Origin of the sequence: Victivallis vadensis (assembly GCF_003096415.1) — a bacterium.
Taxonomy (GTDB): Bacteria; Verrucomicrobiota; Lentisphaeria; order Victivallales; family Victivallaceae; genus Victivallis; species Victivallis vadensis.
This window is the reverse complement of the sequence record NZ_QEKH01000057.1, coordinates 1-17,193: the sequence shown is the minus strand read 5'-3', so window position 1 is coordinate 17,193 and position 17,193 is coordinate 1. Positions and strand designations below refer to the sequence as shown.

Here is a 17,193-nt window from a genome sequence, read left to right as displayed (position 1 = left end):
TCGAGCGCGTCCTTGTCCTTGGTCTTGGCGAAGAAGCGGATTTTCTCCCCCCACGGAGTCGTCCACAGCACGCCGTCCTTTTCCGGGATCGCCGAGCTTTCCAGCTGCGGGCTGCGCCACGAAGTCCCGAACAGCCCCGCGTCCGCCGAATCAGAACGGTAGATCAGCTGCACCGGATACCGCAATTCGGGCGAAAAATTGGCTCCGCCCAGCTCCCGGCTCACGATGTAGCCGTTTTCGCTCAGCGAAGCCTTACCCGCCGTCATCGGCGACGAACGAAAGTTCAGTTGTTCCGCTCCATACCCCATCAGGCTCCCCGCCGCCATCGTCAAACCGATGGCCCAACACCGCGCTCTCCGTGTTAAATTCAATTTAACATCTCCCGTTTCGCTTTTCAAATTGGAAACCGGGGCGGCAGCGTCAACTGTCGTCGCACAACAGTATCTAATTATACCATAAAAAAGATAAAAAGGCAATAGGCATAAATTATTTCTTTGAAAAATATTTACCTAAAGATCAACTTAAGTCATCAAAAAAAATACAAACCAAAGTTAAAGTAAAGCGGGACATTCCGGAAAATGTATCAGTATTCCCGGACGAATTCGAATTTGTCCACGTCGAACAGCCCCCGGTCAGTCAACCGCAGATGCGGAATCACCGGCAGCGGCAGGAAGGAAAGCTGCTGGAACGGTTCACGGAACCGGCAGCCCAGCCGGTGCGCCGCGTCGATCACCTCTTTCAGCTTCGGCAGCATGTCGGCAAAGGGCTCTGCCGAGATCAGTCCGCCGATTTCCAGCGGCAGCAGCGCGAGTACCTTGCCGTTCTCCACCGCGACGAAGCCGCCGCCGCATTCGATCAGGGCATTGACCGCAACCGCCATGTCCCCGTCATTCGCACCGACCACGCAGAGGTTGTGGCTGTCGTGGCCGACGCTGGAAGCCAACGCGCCGTTGCGGATGCCGAAACCGTGCACAAAGCCCAAACCGGTCCGAGGTTCGCCGCCGTGGCGGGCCAGCACGGCCAGCTTCAGCACATCCCGGCCGGGGTCGGCGTATTTGACTCCGTCGACCAGCCGCAGCTCCACCGTCAGCCTGCCGGTCAGCAGGATTCCCTCCTGTGAATCGATCACCGTGGTCCGCGCCCGGCCGGAGCGCACCTTGAAGCACTCCGCCTCGACCGGCTTGAGCTTCACGGAGTGGCGGAACACATCCGCCGGCGGTTCGGGCGGACGGTTGGCGAACAACGCGTCGTCCACCAACCGTCCCGCGGCGATCATCCGTTCGATCCGGCAGCCGCCGAGGTCGCTCAGCAGCGCGATGTCCGCCCGGTAGCCCGGAGCAATCAGCCCCCGGTCGCGCAATCCGAAAGAACGGGCTGCCGCCACCGTGGCGGCGCGGTAGACGCTCAGCGGGTCCCCCCCCAACTCGATCGCACGCCGGATCATATAGTCGATATGCCCCTTTTCATGAATATCAAATGGATCGCGGTCGTCGGTACAGAAGGCGCAGCTTCCGGCGGTAATCGGCGTCAGCAGCGGAATCAACGCATCAAGATTGCGCCCCACCGATCCTTCGCGGATCAGCAGCGTCATCCCCTTTTCGATCTTTTCCATCGCCTCCGAAACCAGGTTGGTCTCGTGGCAGTTGCGGATTCCGGCGGCAAGGCACGCATTCAGGTTCCGCCCGGAAACCAGAGGACAGTGGCCGTCCACCGGCTTCGGATAAACCAGCGCCAGTTTTTCCAGCACCCCGGGATCGCCCTTCAGCAGCCCCGGGATATTCATCATCTCCGCCAGCCCGAGGCATTTGGGATGCTTCAGGTATCCGGCGAGCGCCGCTGCGTCCAGAACAGCCCCGCCGCTGTCGAATTCGGTCGCGGGCACACAGCTGGAAAGCTGCACGTAAAGATCCAGCACCATCCCCTCCGCCGCCCGGAAAAAGTAGTCGAATGCCGCCGTTCCGGCCACATTCGCCAGCTCGTGCGGATCACAGATCGCGGTGGTCACGCCGTGCGGCACCACCAGCCGGTCGAATTCATACGGAGTGACCATCGTGGACTCCAGATGCACATGCGTATCGATAAAGCCGGGAACCGCAATCATGCCGCTCCCGTCAAACTCCGACTTGCCGGAATAGCAGCTGCCGATTCCGGCGATCCGGTCTCCGGCGATCGCAATGTCGCCCCGCCGGGTTTCCCCGGTGGTCAGGGCGTAAACAGCGGCATTTTTAACGACCAGGTCCGCCGGTTCGCGGCCGACCGCCACAGCCACCTGCCGTGCAATTTCATCAGTCCTGTGATTCATTCTCCTCCCTCCATCATTTCATTCAGCGGAGCGAAAATTCGCAGCCGCAGAAATTCTGCATATAAAATTCATACTGCCGGGCAAGCTCGCGACTCCGCCGGAAGCCGTCCCGCTTCTTGAAATCATAGGGTTCGAAGTGCTCCCAGCGTGCCCCGGCCTCAAAGATCACCCGGCTTGATTTGTGCGGACTCACCGTCAATGTGGTCGCAAACCCGACGCCCAGTTCCGCGGCCCGCCGGGCGGCCCGCTCCAGCGAAAAGCCGAAACAGACCGGGCAGCGCGCCCCCTTCTCCGGCTCCGCCTCCAGCCCGGCGACGCGTTCCAGCCAGGCGGCATGATCGTAGGGATCGACTTCCAGCGGCAACCGGAAAATCCGGGCCAGCGCCTCGACGGAAACCAGCCGTCGCGCAAACTCCTCTTCCGTCGCGATATTCGAGTTGGAAAAATAGAGCGTCACTTCTCTGTCTTCGGCGATCAGCCGTTCCACACACCCCGCCGCGCAGGGGGCGCAACACACATGCAGCAGCAGACCGGATTTACCCATGACCGACAATTCCTTCTTTCATCAGACCGTTTTATTATTCTACCGCAAAAGCGGGAAAATACAAGTAAAGCGACTTGTTCTTGCCGGGTTTTCGTGGTATTTTATAGGTATGTTGAACTTCATTATCCGCAGAAGCTGCTATTCCATATTGATTCTGCTGGGAGTTGTGCTGCTGACGTTCCTGCTTTTCAACGTCGCGGCGGGCGACCCGGCCGCCGCCGTGCTGGGCAAAAACGCCCGGCCCGACGAGGTTGAATCGCTCCGGCGTGAACTCGGCGCCGACCTGCCGTTGCTGTACGGGCGGCGCTGCCGCACCGAAGCGGTGCCGGGCTATGCGAAAGGCGAACCGCTTCCACCGGGCGCGACGCTCCGGGAGGGGGTGATCGAACTGATCCCGAACTTTCCCGAAGAGAAGCTGCTGATGGCCGTCACCGGCGCCGACGGAAAGGTCGAAGAACGGCCGGTGCGGGCGGATGCACCGTTGCGCTTTGCGCAGGATTCCACCGTGAAAGTCGAATTTTTCCGGCTCCAGTCGAATCCGTTCAACTCCCAGTTCCTGCGGGCGCTGGGCGAGATCATCCGGTTCCAGCCGGAATTTCCCTACGTGCGGGTGCTGGACTTCGGCAAGACCATCACCACGCGCGAACCGATCGGCGCGATCCTCCGCCGGGGCGTCTGGCCGTCGCTGTGCCTGATGATCCCGATTTTTCTCGGCGAACTGGTGATCGGGCTGGTGCTGGCGCTGGTCGCGGCGGCGTTCAAGGACACCTGGATCGACCGGGGGCTGGTGCTGTTTTCGGTCGCAGGCATGAGCATCAGCTATCTGGTGGTGATCATCTTCGCGCAGTGGTTCCTGGGATATTACTACAATCTCTTCCCGGTCTGGGGATGGGAGAGCTGGCGCAGCCTCGGGTTGCCGATCCTGGTCGGAATCGCGTGCGGCATCGGCGGCAATGTCCGGTTCTACCGCACCGTCTTTGTGAACGAGCTGCGCAAGGAGTATCTGCGCACCGCGGCGGCCAAAGGGGTCTCGCCGGTGAAGGTCTACGGCAAACACCTGCTGCGCAACGCGGCGATCCAGATCATCACGCGGGCCAGCGCGGCGCTGCCGTTCCTGTTCACCGGGAGTTTGCTGCTGGAGTCGTTCTTCGGCATTCCAGGACTGGGATTCACCGGCATCGACGCGCTGTACAACTCCGATCTGCAGCTTCTCAAGGCGCTGGTGGTGACCAGTGCGCTGCTTTTCGTCGTCATGAACCTGCTGGCCGACCTCGCCTACGCCTGGGCCGACCCGCGCATCCGCCTGGAATGACCCTTATGAACGAAGAACTCGCCAACTGTTCGAGGGGCCGGGTGCTCTGGCTTCTTTTCTGGAACTTCTTCAAAATCGCGCTGTTCGTGGTCGGCGGCGGCTTCGCGATCATCCTCGCCGCCGAGGAGAGCTTCGTGAAACGCCTGCGCTGGCTCAAGGAAGGCGAACTGCTCGACATGCTGACCGTGATCCAGTCGGTTCCGGGGCTGACCGCCGGAAACGCCGCGATCTACGTCGGCTACCGGGCCGCGGGGCACGCGGGAGCGCTGATCGCGCTGTTCGGCGTGGCGCTGCCCTCTTTCACGGTGATCACCCTGCTCTCGATGGGGCTGGACTTTCTGCCGCTGGACAACCTTTATCTGCAAAGCGCCTTCATCGGCGTGCGGACCGCAATGGCCGGACTGATGATCGCGACCGTCGCCCGGCTCTGGCGCAAGATCATGAGCGGATTCTTCCCATGGTTCGTCATGCTCGCCTGCTTTCTGCTGATGACCTTCACCAAAGTCAATCCCGGCTGGTTGATCGCCGGTTCGATGGCGGCGGGGATCGCGTCCGCTTTCATGCCGCGCGCGGAGGAGTCCCGCGGCGTCGCCACGCTGCTTTTGCTCTTTGTGCTGTTCGTCTACTTCGGGCTGCTCTGTTTCGGCGGCGGCGCGGTTCTGGTCAACTTCTACATTCATGAGCTGGTCGAGCTGCGCCACTGGCTGACGCTGGACGAACTGGCCGACATGGTCGCGATCTCCCAGGTCACGCCGGGGCCGATCGGCGTGAATATCGCCACCTTCATCGGTTACCGCCAGGGGGGGATTCCGGGCGCGGCCATTGCCACTATCGGACTGCTGTTTCCCTCCTACTGGCTGATGATGGGAGGGCTGAAATCCCTTGACAAATGGGAGCACAGCCGGATCGTCGGCGGCATCATGGCCGGAATCCGTCCCGCCACGATCGGCCTGATGATCGCGGTCACGCTGGTCTATCTGGAAATGTCGCTCTTCACCGCCGCAGTTCCGTGGCGCGGCATCGTCGACTGGACGGCGGGGAACAGTGCGGATTTCGGCGGCTTCGGCCTGCGGCTGCTGATGCTTCCGGTGCTGGCCGTTTCGACCTGGGCGCTGTACAAGAGTAAATGCAGCATCATGGCCGCGATCTTCACCTCCGCCGCCGCCGGCGCGCTGTGCGCCCCGTGGCTGTGATGCCGCGAAAAACAGGTGATATATCAACTTTCTTGCAAATGCGGATTGATTTTTTCACAATCCGGCTCTATAGTTAAAGCAATACATCTTGAAAAGACTGGAAAACGCGAATGACAAACGTGAAACATCATACCCTGCCGCCGGTTCCCGAACTGCTCGCGCCCGCCGGAAGCCCGGCCTGCGCGCTGGCCGCCTTCGACGCCGGAGCCGACGCGATCTACGCCGGGCTGGCCAAATTCAATGCCCGCGAGCGCGGTGAAAATTTCACGCCGGAGGTGATGGCGCAGATCGTCGATTACGCCCACAAGCTCGGGCGCAAGGTCTATATCACGCTGAATACGCTGGTCAAGGAAGCCGAACTGCCGGAAGTGGCGGAATACCTTGCGCAACTCTCCGAAATCGCGCCCGACGCGCTGCTGGTGCAGGACCTCGGGATCATCCGCATGGCGCGGGAGTACTTCCCGTCGCTGACGCTGCACGCCTCCACCCAGATGGGGTTCCAGAACTCCGCCGGGCTGAAAATCGCGAAGGAGCTGGGCGTGACCCGCGTGGTGCTGGAGCGGCAGATGACCATCGAGGAGATCGCCGAAGTCAAAAAATCGACCGATCTTGAACTGGAGGTATTCATCCATGGCGCGCTGTGCGCGTCGCTGTCGGGCCAGTGTCTGTTCTCCTCCTACCTCGGCGGCTACAGCGGTAACCGGGGCAAGTGCAAGCAGCCCTGCCGCCGCCGCTATTTCAGCAAAAACGGCAACGGCTTCTTCTTTTCGCCGCAGGATTTGTGCAGCATCGACATGCTGCCGCGCCTGCGTGAAATCGGAGTGGCTTCGTTGAAAATCGAAGGGCGGCTCAAGCAGCCGGACTATGTGAAGCAGACCGTCGGAGCCTACCGGATGCTGCTCGACGCGCCGCCGGAGGAGTTCCCGAAACGGATCGGCGAAGCGCGCAATATGCTCAGCAAAGGGTGCGGACGCAAGTGGTCGCTCGGATTTTTCAGCAAGGATTCGGCCCGCGGCCTGATCCAGCACGACGCGCTCGGCGCGGCGGGACTGCTCTGCGGCACGGTCGAAGCGGTGCGCGACAACGGTTTCGGCCTGACCGCGACCAAGCGGCTTTTCCTCGGCGACCGGGTGCGCGTACAGCCCCAGTCCGGTGATGAAGGCCCCGCCCTGACCATCACCAGGATGTTCGTCGAGAACCAGCCGGCCCGCCGCGCCCTGCCCGGCGAACGGGTCTTCATCTGCTGCGACAAACCGGTCGCCGAACGCGGACTGGTCTTCAAGATCGGCGAAAGTTTCAGCGACTATTCCGGGCGCATCGCGGCACTGCCGCCGCGCCGCGCCCGCCTCGACCTCAATGTGCGGCTGACCGCGCATGAGATCGCGATAGACGTGACCAATGCTCCGGTCGGAAATTTCTTCCGGCCGCTGAACCTCGCCCCGGCGAACAGCCGCCCGGTTTCGGCGGAGACGCTTGAGGCGGAATTTTCCGCCAGCGATTCCGACGCTTTCGAGCTCGGCAATTTCACAGCCGCCGTGGAAGGCAGCTACTTTCTGCCCGCCAGCGAGTTGAAGGCGGTCCGCCGCGAATTCTGGGAGTATGTGAAACAGAACCTGAAGCCGGAGGCGGTGTTCCACAACTCCGCAACCGGGCTGGAGCAGTTCCGCCGCTTTTACCTTTCGCTGAAGCCCGGCTACGTGCTGCCGGAGCTTCTGACCGAAACCGTTGCGCTGAAGCCCAACGGGGCGGAACCGGCCAACCGCAGGGCGATCCGGGCAACCGGCGTCTACGACTTCAACAAGCTGACCAACGAGGCGATCCTGCCGGAATTCTGTCCGGAGGGGAAGCTAGGCAGTCTGGTCAGGGCGATCCGCGCCGCGGCCGACGCCGGAATCAGGCGGTTCCGGGTCACCGCCCTCGGCGATCTCGCGCTGCTCAAGGGTATTGAAGCCGACGAGATCATCGCCTCCGCGCCGCTGCCGGTCTGCAACTCGATGGCGGCGCTGGAGCTGACCCGTTTCGGCGTAACCCGTGTGATGGCCCACCTGGAGCTGGAGCGCGGTTCCGTCGAGGCGCTGCGCGACAAATCGGTGATCCCGGTGGAGCTTTACCGGCTGGGCCGTCCGGTGCTGCTGATCACCCGGGCAAAAATCCCGGCGGACGGGGAGTTCCGCGACGCGCGCAACAACGAATTTTCGATCCGGTACGACCACCGTGACGGCATGACCCGGCTCTATCCGGTCAAGGTGCATTCGGTGCCGCGGCTGCCGGGCGTCTATGACTACTATGACCTGACCAACGCCAATTGGAACGCCCGTGAAACCGGTACGTTCAACTTCGAGGCGGACTGGTTCTGATATCCAATCTTAAACACGGGGCACTTTCCATGAGCGACACCATTGAAAAACTGAACCGGGTCGAAAACGAACTCAACCGGATCATTCGCGGCAAGCCGGAGGTGATCCGCCATTTGCTGACCGCATTCGTCGCGGGCGGCAACGTGCTGCTCGACGACGTGCCCGGCGTCGGCAAGACCACGCTGGCGAAGGCGCTGGCCCGGCTGGTCGACGCGGATTTCCGGCGGGTGCAGTTCACGCCCGACCTGCTGCCCGCCGACATCATCGGCACGAACATCTACAGCCCGAAAGAGGGCAGTTTCCAGTTCCGCCCCGGCCCGGTATTCACGAACATCCTGCTCGCCGACGAAATCAACCGCGCCTCGCCGCGCACCCAGTCGGCGCTGCTGGAGTGCATGTGCGAGCATCAGGTTTCGAGCGACGGCAAAAGCCGCCCCCTCGAAGCCCCGTTCATGGTGATCGCAACCCAGAACCCGATCGAATTTCAAGGCACCTACCCGCTGCCCGAGGCCCAGCTCGACCGCTTCGCGATGCGGCTCAGCCTCGGTTATCCCGAACCGGAAGCCGAGGCGGAGATGCTGGCGGACCGCCGCTCCGGCGACCCGGCCGCCACGCTCACGCCGATCCTGAATTGTTCGGAGATCCTCGAACTCAACCGGCAGATGACCCGGATCGGCATCGAGGAGAGTGTTTCGGCTTACCTGTTGGAAATCATCCATGCGACCCGGCGCGATCCGCGTCTGACGCTCGGCGCCAGCCCCCGCGCCGCGCTGCTGCTGGCCGACGCCGCCCGCGCCGCCGCGCTGCTGGCGGGCCGCGATTACGTATTGCCGGACGAAGTGCGCTCCCTGGCGATGGTGGTGCTGCCGCACCGCCTCGTCACCGATGCGAAAAGCCGCTACTCCGGCGTGACCTCCGCGCAGATTCTGCAGGAGATCATTCAGACAGTGAAAATTCCCCGCTGAACCGGGGACCGGGCGTATTCCGGGGCCGGTGTTCCGGCCGGGGAGAGCCGGACGCGCCCGCAATCAGAAAAACAGAGGAGAAACATGACAAAACCAACCAGAACCTTCGAGGTGGTGATCGCCGTCGACGAGTGCAAAGGGTGCGAACGGTGCGTGAACGCCTGTCCGCGCGGCGTGCTCAGGATGGGAACCCACCTGAACAAACTCGGATTCCCGGCGGTCACCCTGACCGGACAACCCTGCATCGGCTGCGGCGGCTGTTTCTACACCTGCCCCGAACCGGGCGCCCTGACCGTCATCCAGCATACCACCGATCCGGAAAGCGAGGCGTAACGATGGAATACACCAACCGAATGCTGCTCAAAGGCAACGAAGCGGTCGTCTATGGCGCGCTGCTCGCCGGGTGCGAGTGCTTTTTCGGCTACCCGATCACTCCCGCCAGCGAAATCGCGCACACCGCGGCGCGCTGCTTCCCGAAGCTCGGCCGCACCTTCCTGCAGGCCGAATGTGAAATCGCCGCGATCAACATGGTCATGGGCGCCGCCGCGAACGGCCGCCGCGCGATGACCGCCAGTTCCGGCCTCGGCATCAGCCTGAAACAGGAGGGGATCAGCTATCTCTCCGGCAGCGAGCTGCCCGCACTGGTGGTGGATATCACCCGCGGCGGCCCCGGGCTCGGCAACATCGCTCCCGAGCAGTCCGATTATTTTCAGGTGGTCAAGGGCGGCGGGCACGGCAGCTACAAATGCATCGTGCTGGCTCCGGCTTCGGCGCAGGAGATGTGCGACCTCGCGTTCACCGCATTCGACCTCGCCGAAAAGTACCGCATCGTGGTTTACATGATGACCGACGGCGTGATCGGGCAGACGATGGAGACTGTCACCCTGCCCGAACCGCTGCCGGGCCGCCGGGAGATTCCGGAATGGGCGCTCGACGTGACCCGCCCCCGCACGAACATGATCAGCTCGATCTACCTCGAAACCGACGACCTCGAAGCATTGAACATCCGGCTTCAGGAGAAGTACAGACGCATTGAGCAGAACGAACAGCGCAGCGAACTCTATCAGGCCGGGGACGCCGAAATCCTGCTGGTCGGCTACGGCATCTCCGGGCGGCTGGCCCGCACCGCCGTGGCCGAACTGCGCAAACAGGGCGTGAAAGCCGGCCTGCTGCGCCCGGTCACGCTCTTTCCGTTCCCGGCCGATGAACTGCGCCGGCTGCCCGCGAAGCAGCTGATCGCGGTGGAGATGAGCAACGGCCAGATGATCGACGACGTGAAGCTCGCGATCAACTGCGACCGGCCGGTCCACCTGATCAACCGGATGGGCGGCAATATTCCGGGCGTGGACGAGATCGTCGCGCGCACTCTCAAACTGACCGGCATGGAGGTGAAGTAATCATGGCGGATAAAATTCTTTACGGACGCAGCGCCGGCTTCTTTCCGACCTTCGAACGCCGGCCCGGCCCGATCAAAACCAATATGCACTACTGCCCCGGCTGCGGCCACGGCATCCTGCACAAACTGATCGCCGAAGCGATTCAGGATTTCGGGATCAAGGACAAAACGATCATCATCGCGCCGGTCGGCTGCGCGGTGTTCAGCTACTACTACTTCGACTGCTTCGGCATTTCCGTGCCGCACGGCCGCGCCCCCGCGGTCGGCACCGGGCTGGCCCGCGCCAATCAGGAGAACATCGTGATCTCCTACCAGGGCGACGGCGATCTGGCGTCGATCGGTTTCAACCAGATCATCCAGGCGGCGAACCGGGGGGAAAACCTCGCGGTTTTCTTCGTGAACAACGCAATCTACGGGATGACCGGCGGCCAGATGGCGCCGACCACCCTGCCCGGCCAGAAAACCCAGACCACGCCGCAGGGACGGAGCGTCTCGACGGAAGGGTATCCCCTGAAAGTCTCCGAAACCGTCGCCGCGCTGGATGCGCCGGTCTATGTGGAACGGGTCGCGCTGAGTACCGTGCAAAATATCCGCAAGGCGCGCCTCGCGATCCGCAAGGCGCTGACCAACAGCATCGAACGCAAGGGCTTCTCGCTGGTCGAATGCCTTTCGGGCTGTCCGGTCAACCTGAAGATGCACGCCAAGGAGATGAACGAGTTCCTCGACAACCAGATGAGCCGTTACTTTCCGCTCGGCGTCTACAAGGACATCGCCGACAGCCGCGATCCGCTGCAGCGCGCCGAAGGGATCTACGATCCGCGGCAGGTCAAGGAGCTGCTCTACCCGGTCAAAGTCGCCGACGGCGTCAGCGAATCCTTCCGCAACCCGTCGCGGATCTTCGAGGCGGAACGGCGGATCAAGCTCGCCGGTTCCGGCGGCCAGGGGGTGCTTTCGCTCGGCTATATGCTCGCGACGATGGGCAAGCTGCGCAATTTCAACGTGTCGTGGCTGCCGAGCTACGGGCCGGAGATGCGCGGCGGCACAGCGAACTGCTCGGTGGTGCTGAGCCGCCACCCGATCGGTTCGCCGCTGGTCGAACGCGACTGCAATCTGCTGATCGCGCTGAACCAGTCCTCGCTCGACAAATACCTGCCGGAGCTGAAAAGGAACGGCATATTGCTCTACGACGAATCCAATGTCCGGCAGCCGGAAAACACCGGCGAACAGATCCTTTACACCCTGCCCGCTTCCGACCTGGCCACCCAGCTCGGCGACCTCAAGTACGCCAATTCGGTGCTGCTCGGAGCCGTCGCGGTGATGATGTGCGATCTGTTCCTCGACGACGACGACAAGGCCGACTTCGACCGGGTCTTCGAAGAAGCGATCATGGATTGTTTCCGTGAAAAGGAGACGGTGGTGCAGGCGAACATCCGCGCCTTCTACATCGGCAAAGAGAACGCCCGGCGCATTTCCCGTTAGACCCCGAAGGAAAACGAAAATGCATTTCATCGTAATCGCCCTCGTCATTCTTTTTCAGGGAGTCCTCGGCGGCACCGCGCTCTGGCTCGGCGCCAAGGTCACCAAAGACCAGCTGGATTGGCTTCCGGCTTTCCTGATCGCGTTGCTCACGGCGCTGGTGTCGCTGATTCCCCTGCCGGGACTGATCACGGCGGCGCTGGGCTGGGCGGTCATGCTGACGCTGCTTTACAAGTGGTCCGGGATCGACAACATCTGGCCGAGCGGCGTACTGCTGGCGCTGGTCGCCCGCATCATCCAGATTCTGCTGGGAACGGCGGTAATACTGATCTTCCGCTGACTCGGCAGTTTTCCTGTCGCAACATCTTTTATTTCAATGGGGATTTCGTTCCTGTCGGGACGGAATCCCCATTTCATTGCCGGTTGACGCAGCGTAAAACAAAAATTTCCACCCGATCATAATATATTGCGAACGTATAATACCCATGAAACAGGTAGTGTTTGCATTAAGGCTCATGCCTCAAGCCCTTTAAATCAATACCATTCTACTTTAACCTGAAAATATTTCTTTTAAAACTAAATTATTTCAATTTTCTTTTCAATTTATTTTTGCATCTATATCAAATCTAGAGCTTGACATTTACAGTCAGATAAATTATAATTAATACTGAACAATAGGGAAATTTATATTCAACAGGTGCTGTCATTCGGCAGCAGCCTTATTTTTTTACACGGCAATGCGGAAATTTTGCTTTCAGGCGTTTGTTCACTCTTGGATCGCAAACGGAGATTTTTTCGTCATGATGGATATTTATATCACGGGGTCCGCAATTTGTGCGCCCGGCCCGAATTATGACCAGACGATTTCTCCGCACATCCGGGAATTGTTTATTTCCGTTTTCCCCGCAGCGCTTCCGATGCAGGAAATTCCTGTTTTTTCCATCGAGTGCCGTTTGGCTGTCACATTTTTCTGTACCGTTGAATCCGCCCTGATGCGGATCGGTTCGCTTACTGCTGCGGAATTGCCGCATAAAGCAATAAGAATCCCGGCAACGGCAACCAGGCCGCCCTGCCGCCTTCCCTTGCTCCAAAAAGCCCGAAGAGCGGAAACGCGTCCTCATGTCAGATATCAGAAATTTAATCTATAAAACAATTATCATCATTCACACCGGGGAGTAAATCATGGGGACCACAATCTACGCATTCGCCACACAGGAAGCGCTCGAAGCTGCGCGTAACGCGGACAGCAGCCTGAACGACACCAATTCGTTCGTCGGCATCCAGACGGCAATCGATGCCGCCGCTGAAGGCGATTCCGTTCAGCCGGCAGCCGGCGATTATCCGGAAAGCCTGACGGTGAAGAGCGGCGTCACCCTGCTGGGCGTACAGAGCGGCAAGCTCACCGGACTCCTCGGCATCGAAATTCAGGAAGGCGCCGGACTCCTCGGTTCCCAGACCCTGGGCGATGACAGCGCCGTCACGATCAACGGCAGCTATCAGGGCGGAATGGAGCTCGGCAGCGGCATGCATGCATTGGCGATCGGCAAGGACGCCGTGCTCGGCGGCCCCGTCGGCAGAACTCTTTTCCTCTCCAATCAGGGAACGGCGCATTTCACTGAATTCGGCGGAACCGTGAACCTGAGTGGCAGTTCCGTCCAGGCAGGCCCGTTGAGCGTCTTTGAGATGAACGGCGGCCGGAATGTCATCGATCTCTTCTCCGCGAACGTTACGATCGACACCACCGGAAATATTTATTTCAGTGCCGGATTCATCTGCAACGCCTCCGTCTCTCCGGCTTTGGAAATCGGCGCCTTCTCCGGCTCCATGAAGATCGCGGGCGATGCGGCAGCTTACGGTTTTTTCGTCGGCAACGACGGTGCGGCCATCGCCTCCTATCCCTCCGGAACCGTAGAGCTTTCCATCAGTTCCTTTACCGGAAACCTGAATGTCGAATCGACGGATAACGCGGCTTACGCCCTCTCCGTTTACAGCCGGGAGATTTCCCGCCTGTCAATCGGGACCGGCAGTGAAACGGCTTTGATTTCCGTTTCCGGCGTCAACAACGCATACGCTCTGCGCAACATCTCCGTCGGTTCTTCCGCCGGGAGCCGGGCCGATGTCACAATTTCCAGCTTCTCCGGCGATATCCGTGCGCATGTGACCGGAGCGGAATCCCCCGCCAAGCAACAGTCGGTTTTCGGCATTTACAACTATAGCGCCACTGCCGGCGGAACGATTCTGCTTGAAGATTTCTCCGGAACCATCGCCGCGACCGGGAGTGGTGTTTTCCGGAAAAGCACGTCCGGTTCTTCCCCCATGCTGGTCGGCATCTATAATAACGGAACGACTGCATTGAACGACTTCTCCGGTACGCTGCTGGTCAATCAGGCTGTATCCGGCTCATCCGCTACCGGCTCCACAATCGGCATCTACGGACCCGACATCACCCTGGACAATTTCACCGGCACGATTTACGCAGGCAGGTATCTGGATGACGATCTGGAGCTCCGGCTTGCCGAAATGCGGGATCCGGCGAAGCGGCAGGAAGTTTACAACAACCTGGCATCCTCTGCCGCAAGCGGTTATGCCGTTTATGGGACTGCCGGAGGAGCAAACGGTTTGACCTTCAATGACGGTGCTGTTATTTTCGGCAATATTCGATTCGCCGAAGGCGCCGACGCCATCACCGTCAACGGCGCCGATACCCTGATCAGCGGCCAGATCAGCTTGGGAGCGGGCAACGATCAATTCACGGTCACCGGCGGTCAGGTCATCGGCAATGTCTTCGGCGGAGACGGCGATGACCGATTCACGATCACCGGCGGCGAAGTGAACGGCTGGATTTCCGGCGACGGCGGAACGGACACCTTGACTTTCGGTTCGGCATCTGCCGGTTACTTCGGCTCCCTTTACGGCATTCAGACCATTGAAAACATCGTCTTCAACGGCGGCAGTTCGGTCCTCTTCACCGGCGCATCCGCCACAAACTTCGCGGACGAAGCAATCTGCATCAACGTGACCGAATCCCAGCTCGGCGCCGGCTCCGTATACACAGTGATCAGCGGCAAACTGGCGTACGGCAATACCTCCTTTGCTGTGAACGGCGCAACGGTATTCGACGGCGGAGCCGTGAAGATCGGAGGGCAATACCGGCTGCTTGAAGCCGCCGACAGCGCCATCACCCTGACGGAAATCAGCGGAGTAATCGACTCCACGGAAAAACTGCTCGTCAATTCCGGATGGGCCGACAAGAAAGCGGGACAGCCCGTTCAGATCGGCGATAATTATTATATCGTCGGCGTCAATGCGTTCGGCACCATCTCCGACGCAATCCGGAAGGCGCCTTCAGCCTCAACCCTGCAAATAGCCGGCGGTGCCTTCGACAGCTTCCAGTACACCGGGAACTGCCTGCTGGAACTCTCCGCCGGCGCCGGCGTTACCGGTTCCGTCACTCTCGGCGGGCTCGGCACCGATTCCACCTCCCGGGTCAACGTCGCTGGAAACATCACCGGTATTTCCGGCGAGTACAACAGTTCCGGCCTTATTCTGCTCGGCAAGAGCGCCGTCGCCGATTTCTCCGGCGGCATCTCCAACGTCCGGCACGGCATCTACGCCAATCAGGTGGAAAACGTCACAATCAATACCCTCGGCGGCAGCATCGTGACGAGTGACAGCGCCTACAGCTACGGAGTTTACCTGAGATATGTCAAAAATGCGGAACTGAAGGAGATCAGCGGCACAATTTCCGCCAGCAACAACGGCGAAAGCGACGAAGGCGTCGGCATCACACAGGAAAAAGCCACCGACGGCACCCTGAAGATCGGCACGCTGACAAATACGGCGAAGGTTTCCGGTTACAGTGCTTCCGGGTTCGCCGTCGGGATTGCCCATACCGCCGCCTCCTCGGCAGCCACGGAAATCGGAACTCTGGCCGGCACGGTAGAAGCCAAGGGCCAGTATGGCTCTACCGGCCTGCTGAATGCCGCCACCGGCAGCGGCTCAGTATCGACGTTTCACATCGGCGAACTCTCCGGCACCGTGTACGCCGAGCATTTCTACGAAAATCCCTCGAACAGCTATAACAATGATTCCGACTTCAAGGCGGCAGGAATTCAGTCTTCCGCGTCCTCCACGGGAACGGCGACGCTGACGATCGACAACCTTTCCGGAATCGTCGCGGTGAATTCGTTTGATTCCAAAGACACCGACGGCAAATCAAAGGCTTACGGCCTGACCGCCTCCACCAGCGTCAATGCCGCCATCTCCGGTATCGTATTCGCGGGCAGCTGCAAGAACGGCGACCTGCTCAGGCAGCTTGAAAAGATTCAGCAGGGAACGGCGACGGCCGATACGGTGACCGGCAACGCGACCGGATATGCGATCGTCGGCGGCAAAGGTGACGATGTCATCACGCTGAATGCCGGGGCCAAGGTTTTCGGCATGATCGCGCTGAACAGCGGCAACGATATCCTGAATATCGCCGCACAAGCGGAAATTTTCGGTTCCGTTGACGGCGACATTCTGACCCTGACCAATAACGGCGTCATTTCCGGCGATGTTTCCGGCCAGACCCTCACCATCAGCGGAACCGGCTCCATCAGCGGCACCGTTTACGGCGGCGCGATTCTCGGAACAGGCGCTCTGGAACTCGATACCGTTTCCATCACCGTCTCCGGCAACACGGTCGCCGGCGGAATTTATGCCGGAGCCTACGCAGTCGCAGGCAGCGCCGCCCATGTGAAGAACGCTTTCATCACCGTCAACGGCACCGACAATATCATCCATGCCTCCGGCAGCGGCGCCAACAGCACCACCGATAATGTCACGATCACGATCGGCAACACATTCGGCGGCAAGATCCTTGCCGATGACGGTCAGGCGGCGGTTGTGATTCTGAAATCCGGTTCGCAATTCAATGGCACCATGCAATTCGACGCCAACGACACGCTTGTGGTCGAACTCGGAGCCGTTTTGGGCAACAGCATCGACCTCAATGGCGGCAAGTTGAAGATCGTGGTTCCGGCTTCGGGCGTCCGTCTCCGGGCTGCGGTAGCGAACCTCGCGGATATCCTGACCATGATCAGCGGCGCGGGCTCCCTCGAATTTCAGGGAAGCGCGGTAATCGACGGTTCCGACCTGACGGACGCAGAGAAGATTCAGCTTGAAACCAACCTCTCCTCCGTCATCAGGATCAGCGCCGCCGCCGGCAGCACGGTCGTCTTTGACGCCGATGCGACGGTGAAACTCGCCGGCCTGACTGAAATCACCGGCGAAGGTACGGTCAAGCTTGTCGTTCCTCCGGCAAATGACCTTACGGTAGCCGATTCCGCAACGCTGAAGATCGGGGACGGACTCTCCGTCACCAACGGCGCGGTTCAGGTTACGGACGGCAAGCTTACGGTTTCGGCGAATGACGGTGGTTCTGTTACGATCACGGAACTTCCTGAAGGGATCGATTCGATTGAGATTGCGTCGGGCACGAAGGGGGAAGTCGTGGTAGATCCTTCGGTTTCGGACTCGGTGACGGTTCCTTCGGACGTGGCGGTGAAGGTGGCGGTGAACTGGCCTGCCGATTTCTTTGGCGCGGATGCGCCGGCTTCGGCGGAACAGCTTGTGCCGGCGGCGGACCGTGCGACGTTCGGCACCGG

General features: G+C 60.6%; 13 protein-coding genes. 10 read left to right on the top strand and 3 right to left on the bottom strand.

Features of this window, described 5'->3' with window-relative positions; all coding sequences use genetic code 11:
• The 3 genes from C8D82_RS19820 to C8D82_RS19810 all read right to left on the bottom strand — a co-directional run.
• On the bottom strand, positions 1 to 371 hold a 371-nt coding region (locus tag C8D82_RS19820; protein ID WP_133245312.1), incomplete at its 3' end, for a hypothetical protein.
• Between the two features lie 212 nt (positions 372 to 583).
• Complete coding sequence (ade, locus tag C8D82_RS19815; RefSeq protein WP_116886029.1) at positions 584 to 2,302, bottom strand: adenine deaminase; 1,719 nt, start codon at positions 2,300 to 2,302, stop codon at positions 584 to 586.
• Between the two features lie 22 nt (positions 2,303 to 2,324).
• A complete protein-coding gene (locus tag C8D82_RS19810; protein ID WP_116886028.1) occupies positions 2,325 to 2,846 on the bottom strand; it encodes an epoxyqueuosine reductase QueH in 522 nt (173 codons plus the stop codon).
• Between the two features lie 109 nt (positions 2,847 to 2,955).
• On the opposite strand from C8D82_RS19810, the gene C8D82_RS19805 reads away from it, so the two are divergent.
• From C8D82_RS19805 to C8D82_RS19765, 10 genes are all read left to right on the top strand, one after another.
• Positions 2,956 to 4,158: an ABC transporter permease gene (locus C8D82_RS19805; protein ID WP_165833223.1), complete on the top strand. Its 1,203-nt coding sequence runs from the start codon at positions 2,956 to 2,958 to the stop codon at positions 4,156 to 4,158.
• A gap of 5 nt (positions 4,159 to 4,163) precedes the next feature.
• On the top strand, positions 4,164 to 5,351 hold the full coding sequence (locus tag C8D82_RS19800; protein ID WP_165833222.1) for a chromate transporter: 1,188 nt from the start codon (positions 4,164 to 4,166) through the stop codon (positions 5,349 to 5,351).
• Positions 5,352 to 5,461: 110 nt separating this feature from the next.
• Positions 5,462 to 7,708 carry a U32 family peptidase gene (locus C8D82_RS19795; RefSeq protein WP_116886025.1) on the top strand — a complete coding sequence of 749 codons (2,247 nt, stop codon included), beginning with the start codon at positions 5,462 to 5,464 and terminating at the stop codon, positions 7,706 to 7,708.
• A gap of 29 nt (positions 7,709 to 7,737) precedes the next feature.
• A complete protein-coding gene (locus C8D82_RS19790; protein WP_116886024.1) occupies positions 7,738 to 8,673 on the top strand; it encodes an AAA family ATPase in 936 nt (311 codons plus the stop codon).
• 84 nt (positions 8,674 to 8,757) lie between these two features.
• Complete coding sequence (locus tag C8D82_RS19785) at positions 8,758 to 9,006, top strand: 4Fe-4S dicluster domain-containing protein (protein WP_116886023.1); 249 nt, start codon at positions 8,758 to 8,760, stop codon at positions 9,004 to 9,006.
• A 2-nt stretch (positions 9,007 to 9,008) separates the two neighbouring features.
• Positions 9,009 to 10,070, top strand: coding sequence for a 3-methyl-2-oxobutanoate dehydrogenase subunit VorB (vorB, locus tag C8D82_RS19780; RefSeq protein ID WP_207776202.1), 1,062 nt, complete (start codon positions 9,009 to 9,011; stop codon positions 10,068 to 10,070).
• A gap of 2 nt (positions 10,071 to 10,072) precedes the next feature.
• On the top strand, positions 10,073 to 11,548 hold the full coding sequence (locus tag C8D82_RS19775; protein WP_116886022.1) for a 2-oxoacid:acceptor oxidoreductase family protein: 1,476 nt from the start codon (positions 10,073 to 10,075) through the stop codon (positions 11,546 to 11,548).
• A 19-nt stretch (positions 11,549 to 11,567) separates the two neighbouring features.
• Complete coding sequence (locus C8D82_RS19770; protein ID WP_116886021.1) at positions 11,568 to 11,885, top strand: hypothetical protein; 318 nt, start codon at positions 11,568 to 11,570, stop codon at positions 11,883 to 11,885.
• Between the two features lie 460 nt (positions 11,886 to 12,345).
• Complete coding sequence (locus C8D82_RS20915) at positions 12,346 to 12,693, top strand: hypothetical protein (protein WP_133245311.1); 348 nt, start codon at positions 12,346 to 12,348, stop codon at positions 12,691 to 12,693.
• A gap of 34 nt (positions 12,694 to 12,727) precedes the next feature.
• Positions 12,728 to 17,193, top strand: a 4,466-nt coding sequence (locus C8D82_RS19765) for a beta strand repeat-containing protein (RefSeq protein ID WP_133245310.1), incomplete at its 3' end; no start/stop codon positions are given.